Origin of the sequence: Nitratireductor indicus C115 (assembly GCF_000300515.1) — a bacterium.
Classification (GTDB): domain Bacteria; phylum Pseudomonadota; class Alphaproteobacteria; order Rhizobiales; family Rhizobiaceae; genus Nitratireductor; species Nitratireductor indicus.
The window spans coordinates 1-15,642 of the sequence record NZ_AMSI01000032.1 but is presented as its reverse complement, the minus strand read 5'-3'; the positions used below and the strand labels follow the sequence as shown (position 1 = coordinate 15,642).

Here is a 15,642-nt window from a genome sequence, read left to right as displayed (position 1 = left end):
ATAGTCTGCGGACCGACGCGCCCGTCGACAGAAACGCCAGCGATGGATTGCAGATACCTCGCCGCGCGGGCTGGCCCGGAATTCACGGCAAAATCGAACACCGCATAATCGATGCCTGACGGAAGCGCCTGCGCGTTCACCGCCGCCCAATAGTGTCGATAATAGACGGTTGCCACCTGATCATCGGAGATAGCGCGCAGATCGGCCTTGCTGGCGTCCGCCTTCACATAGCGGCGGAAGGTGGCCAGCGTGACCCCATTCATTGTCGCGCCGCCAGGGTCTTTCGGATTGTCGGCCCATCCGCCCTCATGTTTCAGGACAAGCGGAAGCGCCCGCGCGAAATTGCGGTCCATTGCAGTTTCCTTTCATGGTGGAATGGATGTGCGAGAGCGGTGCGCCAAGATGGCGCATCATATTGAGAAGTAATTCCTGGATGCGTATAGTTGCCGGAACTGAATTCTAGGGGGCTAGGTTTGGGGCGATTAAGCTTTACGGTGGTCAGCGTCTTGCTGGCGCTAATGCCAATCAGTTCGACGCAAGCACGCACGCTACTTGACGTTTGTCCGGCAACATCTGTCAGAAAAATGGAAGCTGGAGAAACACTCTGGGTTCCTGAACGAATATCTTTCTACCGTGCAGAAGAAGCCGAACGCTTCACTCAGGACCGAGAGATAGTCGTTTTCAGGAATGCGCCAGCGTGGAATTTGCCAGGTCACCCCACGTTCGATGAAAACCCATTCAACAACCGCACCTGGAAACTCTTCTACAACTCACTGGGGTGGCTACACGCGCTAATCTTTGCCGGGGAACGCATGGACGACCAGTCGATGCTTCTTGAAGCAAAGCGCCTCATATTCTCTTTCATGGACCACTATCCAGCCAACGGCGCCAGCCTGAATGTCAGTCAATGGCTAGATCACCCAACCGCCTATCGGCTGGCGAATCTATCACAGATGCTTTCGCCTCTATCTGCTGTTCTTAACGAAGAGGAAACAGCTACCCTGGCGGACTATCTGGAAGCACATGCCGAATACCTGATTTCACTTTTCCCGAACCCGGCCTTTTACGGGCATAACCATGGTTTCATGGATGCTATGGCCGTCTATTCGGCCAGCATCGCAATGGCGTCGCATCCCAAAGCAAACGATTGGAGAAGTGCCGCACGGGAAAGATTATCAGAGCTTTTCGGCGAAATGTTTGTCGATGTAGGCGTTAGCAGAGAGGAATCACTGGGCTATCACTACTACGCTGCTCGGCTGATGTTCGAAGCTGAATGCCTGTCGATCCTCAATGGCGACGCCCAAATACCAAGCTTCGAAGAGCGGGCGAAGACGGCTCTAGAGTTTGCAGCGCTGGCCTCTCTACCTGACGGAACCATGCCCGCAATCGGTGATACCCGATACGCTCAGGAAACGAGGTCAGCAGATAAATTCTACATCGATGAACTGACCACGCCGATTTCCCGCTACATCCTTTCGGATGGGAAAGAGGGCAGCCGCCCGCCTGAACTGACGACCTATCGAGAAGCCGGCTATTCCATCTTCCGAGATGACGATCTGCATATCTTCTTTGATTTCAGCGCAACACCTGGACATACCCACGGCCACAACGACGATCTGAGCTTCACTCTTTACCGCGATGGCAAGCCTGTGATTGTGGACCCAGGTGGCCCCTTCGCCTATGGCAGCCGAGAGCAAAAGGAATACTTCAACACTGCACACGCTCACAATGTGATTGTCATCGATGGTGCCGACACGAAGGGCAAGGCAGAGTTCATTTCTGACGGAACAGAAGATCGCCTGTCTTGGGTGGTGGCCAGGACGGTACTCGATGGCGTCACCCATGAGAGGACAATCATCACCGTTGACGGAAGCGATGTGGTGATCCGTGACCGGTTATCATCAAACGTGGAACACGAATACCGGCTTATCTTCCATCTACCGCCTACAGCCAATGCGGTTCCAAGACCTGAGACCAGCGTGACCAATGGTGACGCGAAATCCATTGTCTTCACATCGCTCGATCAAGCACCCCAACTTTTGCTCGGCCAGACTTCCCCACTTCGTGGGTGGGTGACCGCAAAAACACTTTCAAAGACAGAAGCTCCGACCCTGATTTATTCCGCTTATGGAGCTTCCAAGACCATTTATTCCGTTATTGCGCCGGAGGGCGGCAAGGTTGTTTCTTTCAATGACGATCAGGTCCAGATCGGCGAAACCATCTTGGACTTGTCAGAGCCTGAACCGAAGATAATGACGGGATCGTAGTCCGGGATGTTCAGGCCCTGCGCTACAATCTCTCAGCAGAGTATGCAAAGTTCGTCAGTTGATTTCACCGCTTCGCATTGGCAGAATTAGGCAAGGCTGGAAGAAATACTATGCGAGCATTATTTGCTGCCTTCCTGCACTGGAGCCGATGCTATTTCATTGGAAAAAAATGGAGATACACTCATACCAAAGACCGCTTCGTGATGCGCAGGTATGACCCTGAATTCAGAACAGTGCTCTACCGGGAGTGCAGCCGAAAGAAGCGAAAGACGCGGCCGATGATTGGGCCATCAAGTGATGGCTTCGTCCGCATAGTCCGTGCCCGGCGCTGACACATCGATCTTATTGGTGGCGCTGATCACTTGAGACCCGACCGCCTTTCCTACGAAATCTCGCGGGAGCATAATGGTCCCGCTTCCTGCCGCCAAAAATGCATAGGCGAGATGTGGCTTGTCCGACTTCATGAACAGCAAGGCGCTATCAAGATCGCCACTCACGATGGTTTTCGGCGCCCATGTGTAGCCGCCGTGATAGCGATAGAAGGCACCGGGGGCCATGGGCGTTGCATGCGCCGCGACGATAGCGTGATAGATTTTACCCGGCGTCGTTCTAATGAACGGTGACTCAGGGTCAAGGTTTCTACCATCGCCGGCCTCATAGGCGCGATCCATCCACGAAGCCATATAGCCGTTTGTCGGGCTCGCGAGCACACCAGCCCAGGCATTGGGCGCGGCAGATCGTGGACCGGCGTTCCAATCGTCAGCGATGGGACGGCGCACTGCCGTATCCCCTTCATAGAAGGCCACTGTCTCATAGCCGTTCTTGAGAAGCTGGAGACCATTGTCGGTCTGGACAGTGATATTCTCCAGCGCCTCGACCTCAGCCCAAAATTCAAGCGATCCGGGCGTCACGATCACGGTGAAATGCTGGCGCAGGGCATACCTCGGCAGGCTCCACGTATTCCAAGCCATCACCTGATTTGTGAACCGAAACACGACACGCTGCGCTGCGCCTTCGAAGTATTCGCCTAGCGCCCGCCCATCGATCTCGCATGACCAACTAAGTGGCGAGGCCGTAATTGATCCTCCAGAGTTGCCATCCGAACCATGGTTCCCCCCAGTGTATATCTGCACAGCCCCCTCATCGACTACGGCTTCGGTCGAATGGAAAATGAGGGGCGGGAAGAAGTCGGTTTCCGTGTCGACGATTGCTGACCAAACGGCAGACGGAATCGGCCCCGTACTGGCGCGGTCGTAGCCAGCAATATTGAAAAGGTCGTTTTTCCCGACGTGACCTAGGCGAAGTCTCAGCATTTCGTCATCGCCGTGTGACCAGATCAAAGAGGCAGTCTCATTGAGCGGATCAATCTGCACGCGCATTGGCCCATAGACTGAAGCAGAGTTTCCCGCTTCAGCTGCATATTCATAGCAAATCGGGTCAATGATCCACGACCAGGCGGCAAACCCATTGTTGGCATGATACCCCCCGATGACCGGTGTGCCTTGCGGCGGTAAGAGAGCATCATCAAGAACCAGTTCAATCGTAAGACCAGGCCGCGCTGGAGGCTCATAGACCAATGACTGGACACCACCACCCCGGTTTACGGTCGGCGCAGGATCGTTGTAGAACTGAATAACGGTCGGAGTACCAGTCGACGCATAGTCAGCCGCATCAAACTCCTGGATCACCACACCGTCATCGCTGTCGCCGCCAAGCGTGGCTCCATTCTGCATATAGCCGATCTGATAGTACTTCCCCGGAATAGCTCCACGCACCTTGCAGTCGAGAAACGTACCGTTGAAGAAGGCGTTTGCAATCGACGTTACGCCTGCCCGCGTAGCTGCCAGAAGCGGAAAGTCCCGCCCCGAATTGATGGTTCGGGTGTCGAGCGGGCGCAACGTCCAAGGCGCGAGGACATAGCAGGAAGGGTCAATGATCCATGAATAGGAATCTGCACCGGGAGACCCTGCGTTTGACAACTGCCACGGGACAATTTCACCGGCTTTGGATCGATCAATCGTTATCTCGATCGCCATTCCCGGAAACTTCTTCGACCTGATCAATCGAGTAACGATTGGCCCCCCATCAATGGCTGGGGCCGGCACATCACCCAAAGCAATAATTGGAGTTCCTGCTGTTGGTGCGGACGAATATGAGGCGGCGTCATATTCAGATACTGAAACTTGGAAACCGTAAGTCGCATCACCGTTTCCATAATACTCTATGCGATAGTACCGTCCATTTCTCGCACCATAAATCTTCACATCCAACAGAGCTTCAACGGCTTCTGCTTTACCAGATGATATTACACCATTGCGAGAAATGGACTTGAGTGGAAAGGCCCGGCCACTATTGATCGTCTGAGCATCACCAGCGTTTGTTAGATAAGCGGGCGCACTCCAATCAGCCGAAGAATTACTCTTCTTTGTATAAAGCGCAGCTCGTCCATCACCAACGTTTGAGACCACGACAGAAAAACCCTCTGCCTCGTCGTCATATATGGCACGTCCAGCAAGGTCATCGACTTGGGCGTCAGGGTGGACCCCGACATAATCAGCCGCCGCATCTATCGCGCTCTCCACTTCCCTGGACCACACCTGCACCTCACCATTGACAACTTTGCGCAAGTTTCCCGCGGCGTCGGTCGGCGCAAAGATATCCACGCCCCGCTTCGTCCAAAGCGTCATGTTCATAGCTCCTGATTTTGAGAAGGCTTCGCCGGCAGAGCTGCGAGCCCAGCGGCAGAGAATAGAATTGATGTTCAGGCGGATCAGTCTGGCGGAGGATCCCAGTAAGCGCCCTTGGTTCCGTCCGAAGTCACGCAGACATAGCGATACTGCTCAGTGGTCGTTCCACCTGGCGCCGGAATAAATCCAAGCTTGAAGATGATGTCCGGGTAGTCGACGCCCGGCCGCACATCGTCTTCCCAGATATCGTCAGCCCACGCGCTCCACGGGAGCCCCGAAACCGCCCGCGTTCGCTTTTCGCGAAGTATCCGGACGACATTCACATCCTTCGTTCCGAAATAATTGTTGTTGCTGGGGCCGAAATAGGCCGGGGCGGCGGGCGGCGTATTGTCCAAGCCTGCTGGATCGAGCGTCACGACATCGGAAAAATAAGAGGCATCGCCATCACCGTTGAACCAGCGGATGCGGAAATCCGCCCTTATGCCCTCGATATTGAGGCCATCGACCCGGGCAAACCAGGCGGAAGCGGGCCGCGCCGGGATATCCGGTTCCCCGTCCCCACCGGCTTTTCTATCTCCATAGTCGTCCCATTCGGTCATGCTCGACCATGGATCCGGCAGCCCTGCGGCATAGGTCCGATAGTTCGCTTCGGCAGTGGAACCACCGGAGGGGTGCGTGTATCTGATGCGCACCTCATAAATGCCGCTCGTGTATCGAACGAGCGCCGCAGAGAGAATCTCCGGCGTCGCGATATCGCTTTCATATTGCAGATTGGGCAGGGGCTCCGGCGCCGGCGCCTCCATGGTCTCCGGCTGCCAAGGGCTGTCGATCAACTCGGATGGCCAGACGATGAAAGGTATCTCCACCTGCCCACGTTCATCGTCGCAGCGAGGAGAAGCGATCTTGCAGACCGGTGTTTCGTCGAGATCGGGCAGAACGATATCGGCATAGGTGAGGCCCCACGCAGCAAGCCCCGCCATGTTGGTGACCGTCACACCGGTGTCGCCACGCGCAAGAAGGAACAGGCGGCGGGCGATCCTCTGCGCCTGGCTGGCGGAAGGGCAGAATGGCAGCTCAATATCATAGATCTTTTCGCCATATCGGTCGATCTCGGCTTGCACCCTGGCCCAGGCAATACCGGACATGTCGATCTCGGACATCTCGTAGCCGCGCTCAGGAGAATAATAGCTTACGCGGCAGACATTGGGGCGTTCCGCTGCCTCGGGGCCGGAACGCCAGGAGAAATCCACCATGTGTCTTTCCGTAAGCGTGATTTCCCCAGCCGGTGCATCGTCGATCAGCCGGATACGGATAAGGCCAGCCTCGCTGAGAACAATCTCGCAACCGATGGATTCCAGAACCTGATCCATCGTATCGCCGCGCTTTCCCTCCGAAAGCCACACGCCCGAGCATTGCGAACGCGGTTCCGCTCCTGAAAGCGTTGCAACGAGAGCATCGGCTCGATCGGCCTCCTCTGCGATGAAGGACCAGTCGAAACTGTCGACGGTCAGGTCGGGATAATCGAGCATGATCCGCGCGGCACACAGCGGGCCGTTCATGGACCATATCCATGTCGCGGCATCGTGGGCATCCGCGCCGGGCGCTCGCGGATCGAACACCTTGTTCCAGCGGCCTGTAATAGCCGGTTCTGGCTCGCCCGTCTGATAAAGCTCGCCGAACTTTTCCGAATAGATGCCTGGCGAGATGTATTTGCAGAGAGTCTGGGCAATTCCCCTCACCCGGTGATCGGCAGTCCAGAGCGAGGGAAAATTCGTCATCAAGTCGGGCCACGCCATTTCCGATCCGTCGCCAACCTTGGTCTTGAAACTGACGAATGAGCTGGCCTGAGTGACATAGGGGGGCGACTGGACGAGACCGGTATCAGTATCGACCACAACTTCGCGTCCGCCGAGCAGATATTCCTCAATGGCCATCAGTGGCCCTTTTGCATGGCAGACAAGCCGGAAGCGGTCGATATTGCGGGTGTTGCCGAAAGCCTTCAGCCCCCCGATCCTGCATCTGCCGATCGCATTTACCTCTGAATTCTCGGGCGAGGCCTCGAAAACGTTCTTGTATTGGCCGGGGTCGATCTTCTGGCTGCCTCGCAAGGATGCGGAAAGCAGCAAGGACGTGCCGATGCCAATGGCATACAAGCCGACCTGCGCCGCGAGCACGAGCGCCCCGAACGAGAAGATGCCGCCAAGCGGCCCCGCAAAGAGGAAAAAGCCGATGCTGATCGGATCGGCCGACGCATGCGCCGTCATCGCCAGGTACGACGCCCCAGCGCACAGAAACGATTTCCAGAGCTTCATGGTGTCGCGAAGACCTTCACATACTCGCGGATCGGGCCGAACGGATGCCAGCCACCGTTATCCTTACGGACGATCAGAATGCCGCCCGCCCCGCAGATACCGCCGATTTCCCCGTAAAGCCGTGTCCGAACAATGCCGACATCGCCCGCCTCTGGCGGGTTTTGCAGGGTCCAGAAGCGTTCGACGGCGCCAACCTGATCCGCAATCTGTTGCCACGCCTCCGAGAGCCCGCCCATGCGGTTTCGAATGGCGTCAGCCTCTTCCTTCGAGGAATACACTGGCAAGCGGACAGGAATGCCCGTTTCCTCCGACCACCAGAGCGCTGGGGCGGCAGAACAATCGTCCCGCCCCCAAATCACAGGCTTCCCCTCCAGCCGGGAAAGAAAGACGCGTAGCCTGTCAGCGCGGCTCATTCCCACTTCTCCGAAACCTTCACGCCGACGAACTGCAGACCCTTGTCGCCGGGGTATCGGCGCAACTGGTCGGCATAGTTCCACTTTCCACCGAACGGGAAGTTCTGGGCCTCCCAGAACGATTCCACGGTGAGGCCCACATAGCGTGTCCCAACCCCTTGCCGATGTAAGGTCGGAGCCGACATCTTGCCCGGAAACAGGTTCTTGAAGAGCTTCAGCTGTCCGGTTTCCGGATCGAAGGCCGCGAAGCGAAGCGTCGCTGAACGCCCCTCGATGCCCCGTGCATGGGCTTTTACGCTCCGAAAGAATTCAGCGTTCACCCCGCCAAGCACGATATCCACCTTGGCCGCCTGCCCGAACCTCGGATCTTCAACGGCGGAGATACCAACGAGCACGCCGGCAACGGGGTCCGTGACACCCACATACTCCTGCCCTTCCACCGTCACGCGACCAACACCATTGTGCAGATATTGGACGCCGGTGGGAAAATCGAAGACACCAAACCAGGCACGTGAGACATGAGGCCCCGACAACCAATCCATGTCCGCCTGTGAAAACCGGGCCATGGGTCAATCCGTAAAGTAGTCGCGCGCGTCATAGTCGAGCACTTCGACCAGAGTGACGGACAGGTTCACGCCAAACGCCGCGTCGCGCGCGGCGCTGGCGCCATCTTCACTCTCAAGGCGCATGGCAAGCTGAGGTCTCAAGGTCGCAAAGTCGTCCGTCGAGATACCCCGCCGCAACGGCGGCCAGATACGATAGAGGCCCGGCTCAACGACTTCCGTCACCATGTACATGCCAAGGTGAAACGGAAAGAATCCGATCAGGTCGCCGTAGCCAAGGCTTTGCCCCCAGAAGGCGCTGCCCAACTGGACGATCGTGCCGTCTTTTGCTGCACTGCCGGCCACAGCCACCATGGGAGGCGATGCCCCCCAGTTCTGCCCGTTGCTCCACGCCTCGACGTTTGACCAGGGCTGACCGGTCTTCCAGTCCGTGGCGCCAGCCGCTACGCCCATTTCGGCTCTCGAAAGCCCATCCCAATCGCAGAATGGAACGCGGGTCGCATTCGCACCGCCATGGAGAGCCGTGATCCATCCACGGTATCGCCTGAATAGCTGGCCCCGGATAATGTCTGGAAAGCCAAAGCGCCATCGCCACAGGCCGAATGCCGCCGAGGTGGTCTGAATGAAGCCACCGATTGTTTGCGTTTGGCCGGCGTTGATCACACGTGGACCGGAAAGCGGTTCGCGGAAGTTGGAAGGCAGGCCTTGCGGCCAGTCGATCAGGCGCGCCATCAGGGCCTCGTCTTTCGAATTTCGCGAGTGTTCACCCGCTGGTCGATCTGTCGCGGCAGTGAGCGCTGCAGGTCACGCAATTGGCTTTCCACGCGGGCAAGACCGGCAGCGTCCGCATTTCTGGCATCAATGGAGATCGGCATGTTGATGCTGGTACTGCGAGGTCTCGGCAGTTCTGGAATTCGCAGGTCGACCGGAATTCTGCGCCCGTCCGGAAGAGGTACTGCCGCCTCCGGCCCGGCCTCGCCAAAGATGGCCGCCGAGCGGGAAACGCCGCCGCGTGCGAAAGTGCGGATTGGTTGAGGTCGACCTTGCGCGGCAATGCCGCCGCGCGCAAATCCGAATATGGCGCCCAGTATGCCGCCGCCACCTCCGAACAGCCCCGCAAGAGGCCCGGAGCCGAGAAGCGCAGCTTGCGTAACGGCCTGGATCAATGTGTTGAGCAGGTTATCGAGAGCCTTGTTGCCAGTTTCCACGGCAGGCACGATGGCAAGAAATGCGTCTGCAAGGGTGTCCTTGAAGAACTTGGCAGCCTCCTCATTAGCCTCCAGCGCGGCCCGCTCCTGCTGCAGTTGCTCGGTGAGCGCGACAATCCTGTTTTTCTGCTCTTCGGTCGCTGAAGCACCCGCCCTTCTGAGGGCCTCTTCCTTTTCCCGTTCCTCGTTCGAAAGACCGATCACGGATAGCTCGAACTCAAGATCAGCAATCAGCTTCTTGACGGCCTCCTGCTCGCGTTCGGCTTCGGACGCCCGCTTTGATCGACCCGACTTTCCACTCTTCTCCTTCGGAAAATCGAAATACTCGCCATAGCCGAACCGGCGCGCAAAATCGGTATCGCTGAGAGGATCGGGGCGCCCCGCACGACCCGTCTTTCCACCGGCAACTTTGCTGTTTCCACCAAGAGGCTGATAGAGCAGGTCGATAGCCTGGCGCGCCGCGATGGCCGCATCGAACAGTCTGCCGATCTCCCCGATGGCACTATTGAGATCAGGCTGTGTCGCGGACAGTGCACCAAGGGCAGCTCGAATGTCATCTATCGAGACCTCACCTCCCTCGGCACGGTCCTTGAGATCATCGAGCTCGCTTCGCGCCTTGTCGGATCGCACGCCATCGATGGCCGATTGAAGCTGATTGAACGCCAAAGCGACATGATCCACCGAAGTGGGTAGACCTTGTACCGCAGACTCGGCATTGGCGGCTTCGTCAACCATGAGACGCAACGACGAAGCAACCTCGGCCAATCCCGAAGAGCGCTGACCGATCTCGGTGACGGCCTGCTGAAACTCGCGAACGGTGGTCGTGCCGTCCCGCAACTTGTCAATCGCTTCGATGAAGGGACCGAAACGCGTGTTGAGCGGATCGCCCACCTCCTGACGCGAGGTCGCTCGCCTGATTTCGGAATCGATATTGGCGACCGCAGCAAGGATGGTATTGCGCAGTTCCTCAGCGGCCGTTTTCGCGCGATCCCCCAGGATCGCCTCGACCACTGCCGGATCCTGCGCGTACTGGCGGGCCCGCTCCAGGGCGTTTTCGTAGGCCGGCCCGAGTGCTCGAATGAACGCCTCGTGCTGTTTCAGCGTTTCGTTGAGGGCATCGATGTCCTTCTCGGTCTCGAATATGTACTGCACGGCCGCGCCGCCGAGACCGATGATCGCAATTGTCGCCAGCGAGACGGGGTTGATCAACGAACCGAATGCACCAGCCAGAAGACCGAGCGAGCCGCGCAGACCGCCAGCTCCACCAAATATCTGATTGAGCTGCGTTCCCTGCTGGACGGCGATCAGGAATGGAGATTGCCCGGAGGCAAGCTGCACGCCGATGTCGTTCAGCTGCGCGGCGACATTGGCAGTCTCGAAGCGCGTTGAGCGCAGCGCTTTCGTTGCAGTGGTACCTTGAAGCGTCATCGCCTGATAGCGGCCATTCAACCGCGTCAGCGCTGCCCCGTGCTCATCCGCGCTGACTGCGCCGACTGCAAGCGCCCTGTTCAGTTCGTCGAGCTCGGTCTCATACTGCTTGGATGCCGCATAGAGCGGATTGTATTTCGCGCGCAGACGGTCGAGTTCCCGGCCATACTCCTCGACATCGCGTGCACGGTCTTTCGACACACCGCGCCCGCTGACACCCGTGACCTTGTTGATCCGTTCCAGGGCGGTTGCGGCCTGGCCTGCGCCGGCGACGATCCGCTTGTTCGCCCGCGCGAAATCATCCTCCATCCCCTTGGCCGATTGCGCGGCCTTTTTGGCGATAGATGCCAATTGCTTTTCCACACGGCGCTGCGTGACCTCGATGGCGACGAGGAGCTTTTCGGAAATCTCAGGCATCAGGCACCTTCAATACCAAGCGCTTTCAGTTCATCATCAGAGAGAGGGTTGGCCTTGGGTTTGGCTCCATGCGCAAGCAGATAGCCATCTCGCATCGCGGTGAACTCCCAGAGCGTCATGCGGTCTATGTCCCGCGGCGAGACGCCTGCGATCCCTGCCCACGAGTAGATGGCCGACCACCGCGTTTTGCCTCGGGGGAGCGGGTCATCGCGTCGCCCTCCCCCGGCACCAACTCCCCCACGGGGTCGTCGGCCTCTCCCATGAGAGCATTTTTCAGGATTTCCGTCGCCAGCGGCACGTGTTCGTAATAATGCTGGTAGCCGACATTCTCGTCCGCAAGTTTGCGAGCTTCTTTCTCATCGAGCCCGCCACCGATGAGGCCGAGGCGAATGACCTCGTAAACGTCGTCGATGAACCACTGCCCGCTGATGAGCCGGGACATGATCCAGTTCGGACCCGCATCGCGAGCCTTCTCCAAGGCACGCATTGGACCGATAGGCAGGGCGAAGCGGTGTTCACCGCCCCGCCAGACCTTCAAGGAACCGATCTCGCTCATGCCTTTGCCGTAACGGAGATAGAGCCGTCGAAGTCGAGATTGATGGTCTCGGTGATCTTGTTGCCCTCGACGCTGCCGATCTCGCCAAGCGTGAGGTTCTGCAGCATGGCAAGGCCGTCGTAGTATTCGACTTCGCCAACCGCCGCCGCCGGGAAGTGAATACGAACGGGCAGCTTCTTCTGCTCCAGAGCCCAGGCAGAAGTTTCCTTGTGGGTAGCGGAGGTCCAGGTGGCCTCCATGGTCGCCGTGATATTCTGGCCGGAATATTCCTTGACCGTCACGACAGGAGCGCTCCAGTCTTCGCAGTCGCCGACTTTCTCAGACTGAATCTCGTTGTCGATCGACAGCGAGAAATTCTTCGCGCCGCACCAATTGGTGTAGACGGTAGGATTTCCCACAGGGTCGTAGCATACCATGACAACGGCCGCGCCGCGACCGCCGGTTTTTGGCAGTGACATGATGATGTTCCTTGCTTCTGGTGGAGACTACGCTTTCGCGGGCTTGCGCCGTTGAACAGGCTTCGCCACACCCGCCGCGATGGCGGCTTCGATGACATGGCGAGGAAAGGACTGAGGTTCGCAAGACGCTCGAATGCGCCAACCGATACCGAGCCCCTTGGGGGTATGATTGAAGTTCTTTGTGAAAATTGCGGTGACGGAGGATCTGGACATCAGGCTTCCTCCACCATGGCTTCCACTGTCACCACACCATGCGCGGTGATGTTGTCGGGATCCCTGAAATAGCGGATCGAGATGACGCGCATTGCTACCAGCGCATTTTCCGTCATGACCCCGTCGAAACCGTGCAGAGCGGTCTTCACCGCATCCGCTATGGTTTTTACTTCCTGGAGCTTTCCTGCCAGCCTTGACCAGCAATCCAGTTGCAGGGTTTCAGTGCGCCCGACGATGCAGGCGGCATCTGTAGAAAAGACGTCGGAAGGCCCGAATGTGATGTACGGGAAAACCGCGCCTGCCGGCACGTTGTCGAATACCCGCTGACCTACGACAGCCGCAACGCCCGCATCAGCGATCAACCGCTCATAGACGAGCTTCTGCAATGCGTTGGATGCGGTCATTTCAGGTTTTCCCGGATCGCCTTGTTCAGCGCTCGCGTGATGTTCGACCGAATGCGCCGGCGATTGCCTCGATAAGCGGTGAAAAAGAAGGGTCGGGCCGTCATCTTCTGCGTTCCGAATTCGACGAAGCGGGCATAGAAGGCTTCGGAGTTTCCGGCATAAATGGTGATCTTCAGGCCACGGTCACCGGTGGAGCTCTCCGCAACAACTGTTGCCCCCTTCGGAGCACTGCCCCATGTCCAACCAATGGAATCGCGCAGGGCGCCAGGTCGGCGCCGGGGATCGGCATCGTGTAACACTGGTGCGAGCGCCTTCATGTCCGTCACGACTTGCTCGGCAGCGGCTTCCACGGCCTGTCGCACGCGGTTCTCGATTGCCTCCGGAACCAACTTTGCCAATCGTCGCTCCAATGCGGCCGCGCCCTTAACCATCAGACCGCCACCCCACTTTCGACCAGCAGATCGACATACTGCCGGTTCGGTGTCACTTCGATTGCCCGGATGTTGAAGACTTCGCCCGTCCGCACATCGCGGATCCGCCAGTCAGTCGCCACGTCTCTAGTGTCCGCCGCCGCGCGCACGGATATCGGATGTCGCGGGCTTCGCTGATCGGCTGCCATCGCATTCCGCTCTCCACATACGAGAAGCCCCAGCGCATGGCCGGGGCGTTCTGATCCATTCTCTTCTGAAGCAACGATCACCACCGTGAGCATTTGTCGCAGTGAGCGGCCATTTGTTCGCCGTTTATTAGGTCCGTTTGCGCGAGACCAATAAACAACCGGACATAAACTCATGCTGTTGCTTGCATGGAGGGCACTTATCCTCGGCTTTCTGATCGCCGCTTTAGCACACGTTGCGGCGGCGATTACCGTCATGCTTTTCGAAGACCATCACACGATGGCTGCGACACTCGTGCGATCCATTCTGATCACAATCGTCTCCGCGCCACTGATCTTCTATGCGCTGTGGATGCAGGGCTCACGGGAGCGGGAACGGGACACCTACTGACCCCTGCCACTCCCGCCAGAGGTCGCCGGCTACCATTTCCGATTGAACTCGGGGTAGTGATTGCGAGACCTAAGCATGGGGGCGAGCCACCACGCCAGCGGAACGGTCAACGCGATACTTGTCACGATCACAGCCGGCAGCAGATATTCAGCCATCGAGAATAGCGCCGGGATTGAGAGAACCAGCACGGCTCCCGCTCCGAAGAGCATGGCGTTGATCGGAAGCGCCAGCATCCCTGTCATATACGTTCGAGTGCGCATCATCACCTCCTGTGGTGGTTGGTGTGCTGCATGGAAAACGTATGGCAGAGTGGCAGGTTCCAAGTTGTGATCGGTGGTTGCACCGGCGCGGATCGAACGCGCGACCTCCAAGTTATGAGCCTGGCGAGCTACCACTGCTCTACGGTGCTGTTGAAGCCAATCCCTCGTCTGTGGACCGCGCCGGCAGATCGGGCGCCCCATCCGGTACAGGGTTCTCCTCAAGATCCGCGATCAACGCCTTCATCTCTCCAATTTCACGCACCTGCGCCTCGATGATCTCATCGGCCAGTTCGCGAACGCGCGGGTCTTTGATGTGCGCCCTCTCACTCGTCAGAATGGCGATCGAGTGATGCGGGATCATCGCCTTCATGTAGGAGACGTCATCGACCGTCTCCTGACTGCGCACCAGCCATAGCGACAGGGCAAACGCGACAGCGCCGGCTGCCAGAATACCGATGTTTGCGGTTCGGCTGCTGTACATGGCCCACATGAACGAGAGCATCACCACGGCCATGGTTGCGCCCATCAGGAGGGCCATCCAAGCACGTGTTTGGCTGAACCAGATATGATCGAAAGCGTACGTGTTGAGGTACATGAGCCCGAACATGACGAGCGTCGAAGTGGCGATCATTGCGCCGAAGCGAAAATAGCTCATTCTCTCCTCCACATCTCTCCATGAATGTGGGGGCAAGTCGTGAGCCGTTCGATTGTTCCAAGTTTGGTCTAAGCCGCTTCCTGCTTACGCTTCTTGGCTTCCCTCTGCCGCCGGCGCTCGTTGCGCCGATCAGACCAGGAGAAGTCCGCCGGATCGTTTGAGAAGTAGCTGGTGAACGCCTCGTCTGAGGCCCATGACGTGACGCCTCTTTCCTCAGCGCGCTCGTCTTCGATGTTGGGCTCAATATGCCCGTTTTCCGGGGGAACAGGGAACCCCTCGAATTGGGCGTTATTGCAATTCTGCACACTCCTGCGAGTCAGATGTGCAAAAATTGACGAAAGAGCGCGATTTTTCCGCGCCCTTCCCGTCTTCGGCGTGATGTCCTGACCGCTGCACCAGTCCTTGAAGAACAGCCGCTTGTGGTCGGCCATGCACCTCACCCAGGCGGCAAGCGCGGCTCTGTTGGCCTCGTTGTCGACTAACGCATACCAGCCCTGCGCCTCCTCGGCCTCCGAGATGTCTCGCGCCGTGTATTCGGTCTTCTCGAAGAACTCCCGCCGATAGAGCGCATGGGCGTCCTCATCCTCTCGGCGAAGGCGGCAGGCATCGGCCCGAAGATCGCGGCTGCGGCGTTCCCCTCGCCTGTGACCCCAGTTCCTCATATCATCGACGGAATGAACGTAGGGAAGCTGCTGGGCGCGCAGCGGAGCCGGTCCCACGCGGTTGCCGACGCTCTCAATCTCCGCGGCCCGGATAAGGCGTTCCGCGATCTCTCCGATGTTCATTGCATCCTC

Annotated in this window: 18 protein-coding genes and 1 tRNA gene; 2 read left to right on the top strand and 17 right to left on the bottom strand. The window is 58.2% G+C overall.

Annotated elements, in window-relative coordinates:
• On the bottom strand, nt 1-353 hold a 353-nt coding region (locus NA8A_RS23365; protein WP_009452907.1), incomplete at its 3' end, for a glycoside hydrolase family 108 protein.
• A 90-nt stretch (nt 354-443) separates the two neighbouring features.
• Between NA8A_RS23365 and NA8A_RS23360 the strand changes: the two genes are divergently transcribed.
• On the top strand, nt 444-2,267 hold the full coding sequence (locus NA8A_RS23360; RefSeq protein WP_143088130.1) for a heparinase II/III family protein: 1,824 nt from the start codon (nt 444-446) through the stop codon (nt 2,265-2,267).
• A 290-nt stretch (nt 2,268-2,557) separates the two neighbouring features.
• Here the strand turns inward: NA8A_RS23360 and NA8A_RS23355 are convergent, their stop codons facing one another.
• The 12 genes from NA8A_RS23355 to NA8A_RS23295 form a co-directional block, all read right to left on the bottom strand.
• Nucleotides 2,558-4,954, bottom strand: coding sequence for a hypothetical protein (locus tag NA8A_RS23355; RefSeq protein ID WP_143088131.1), 2,397 nt, complete (start codon nt 4,952-4,954; stop codon nt 2,558-2,560).
• 83 nt (nt 4,955-5,037) lie between these two features.
• Nucleotides 5,038-7,218, bottom strand: a complete 2,181-nt coding sequence (locus NA8A_RS23345; protein WP_040673466.1) for a phage tail protein — start codon at nt 7,216-7,218, stop codon at nt 5,038-5,040.
• 44 nt (nt 7,219-7,262) lie between these two features.
• Nucleotides 7,263-7,679: a DUF6950 family protein gene (locus NA8A_RS23340; protein ID WP_009452902.1), complete on the bottom strand. Its 417-nt coding sequence runs from the start codon at nt 7,677-7,679 to the stop codon at nt 7,263-7,265.
• Nucleotides 7,676-8,245 carry a hypothetical protein gene (locus tag NA8A_RS23335; RefSeq protein WP_009452901.1) on the bottom strand — a complete coding sequence of 190 codons (570 nt, stop codon included), beginning with the start codon at nt 8,243-8,245 and terminating at the stop codon, nt 7,676-7,678. Before NA8A_RS23335 ends, NA8A_RS23340 begins: the two co-directional genes overlap by 4 nt.
• 3 nt (nt 8,246-8,248) lie before the next feature.
• Complete coding sequence (locus NA8A_RS23330) at nt 8,249-8,974, bottom strand: hypothetical protein (RefSeq protein WP_009452900.1); 726 nt, start codon at nt 8,972-8,974, stop codon at nt 8,249-8,251.
• Nucleotides 8,974-11,295, bottom strand: coding sequence for a phage tail length tape measure family protein (locus NA8A_RS23325; RefSeq protein ID WP_009452899.1), 2,322 nt, complete (start codon nt 11,293-11,295; stop codon nt 8,974-8,976). The genes NA8A_RS23330 and NA8A_RS23325 overlap by 1 nt, the downstream gene beginning before the upstream one ends.
• A gap of 124 nt (nt 11,296-11,419) precedes the next feature.
• The gene (locus NA8A_RS23320; RefSeq protein ID WP_009452898.1) at nt 11,420-11,851 is read right to left on the bottom strand and encodes a gene transfer agent family protein; all 432 of its coding nucleotides are present in this window, start codon (nt 11,849-11,851) and stop codon (nt 11,420-11,422) included.
• Nucleotides 11,848-12,309 (bottom strand): hypothetical protein, encoded by a 462-nt coding sequence (locus NA8A_RS23315; RefSeq protein ID WP_009452897.1) that lies wholly within the window; start codon nt 12,307-12,309, stop codon nt 11,848-11,850. Before NA8A_RS23315 ends, NA8A_RS23320 begins: the two co-directional genes overlap by 4 nt.
• A 27-nt stretch (nt 12,310-12,336) precedes the next feature.
• Nucleotides 12,337-12,522 carry a hypothetical protein gene (locus NA8A_RS25385; RefSeq protein ID WP_009452896.1) on the bottom strand — a complete coding sequence of 62 codons (186 nt, stop codon included), beginning with the start codon at nt 12,520-12,522 and terminating at the stop codon, nt 12,337-12,339.
• Nucleotides 12,522-12,926 carry a DUF3168 domain-containing protein gene (locus NA8A_RS23305; RefSeq protein WP_009452895.1) on the bottom strand — a complete coding sequence of 135 codons (405 nt, stop codon included), beginning with the start codon at nt 12,924-12,926 and terminating at the stop codon, nt 12,522-12,524. Before NA8A_RS23305 ends, NA8A_RS25385 begins: the two co-directional genes overlap by 1 nt.
• Entirely contained in the window at nt 12,923-13,357 is a 435-nt protein-coding gene (locus NA8A_RS23300; protein ID WP_009452894.1) for an HK97-gp10 family putative phage morphogenesis protein, read from the bottom strand. The genes NA8A_RS23305 and NA8A_RS23300 overlap by 4 nt, the downstream gene beginning before the upstream one ends.
• Nucleotides 13,357-13,545 carry a head-tail adaptor protein gene (locus tag NA8A_RS23295; protein WP_143088132.1) on the bottom strand — a complete coding sequence of 63 codons (189 nt, stop codon included), beginning with the start codon at nt 13,543-13,545 and terminating at the stop codon, nt 13,357-13,359. The genes NA8A_RS23300 and NA8A_RS23295 overlap by 1 nt, the downstream gene beginning before the upstream one ends.
• 172 nt (nt 13,546-13,717) lie before the next feature.
• Here NA8A_RS23295 and NA8A_RS23290 point away from each other — a divergent pair, with 172 nt between their 5' ends.
• Nucleotides 13,718-13,933 carry a hypothetical protein gene (locus NA8A_RS23290; protein ID WP_009452892.1) on the top strand — a complete coding sequence of 72 codons (216 nt, stop codon included), beginning with the start codon at nt 13,718-13,720 and terminating at the stop codon, nt 13,931-13,933.
• A gap of 29 nt (nt 13,934-13,962) precedes the next feature.
• On the opposite strand, the gene NA8A_RS23285 is transcribed toward NA8A_RS23290, so the two are convergent.
• The 4 genes from NA8A_RS23285 to NA8A_RS23275 form a co-directional block, all read right to left on the bottom strand.
• Nucleotides 13,963-14,193 (bottom strand): hypothetical protein, encoded by a 231-nt coding sequence (locus NA8A_RS23285; protein WP_143088133.1) that lies wholly within the window; start codon nt 14,191-14,193, stop codon nt 13,963-13,965.
• Nucleotides 14,194-14,267: 74 nt separating this feature from the next.
• Nucleotides 14,268-14,342: transfer RNA gene (locus tag NA8A_RS23280), tRNA-Met, on the bottom strand.
• On the bottom strand, nt 14,333-14,848 hold the full coding sequence (locus NA8A_RS24820; RefSeq protein WP_009452890.1) for a DUF305 domain-containing protein: 516 nt from the start codon (nt 14,846-14,848) through the stop codon (nt 14,333-14,335). The genes NA8A_RS23280 and NA8A_RS24820 overlap by 10 nt, the downstream gene beginning before the upstream one ends.
• 68 nt (nt 14,849-14,916) lie before the next feature.
• Nucleotides 14,917-15,642: hypothetical protein (locus NA8A_RS23275; protein WP_009452889.1), on the bottom strand; the 726-nt coding region annotated here is incomplete at its 5' end.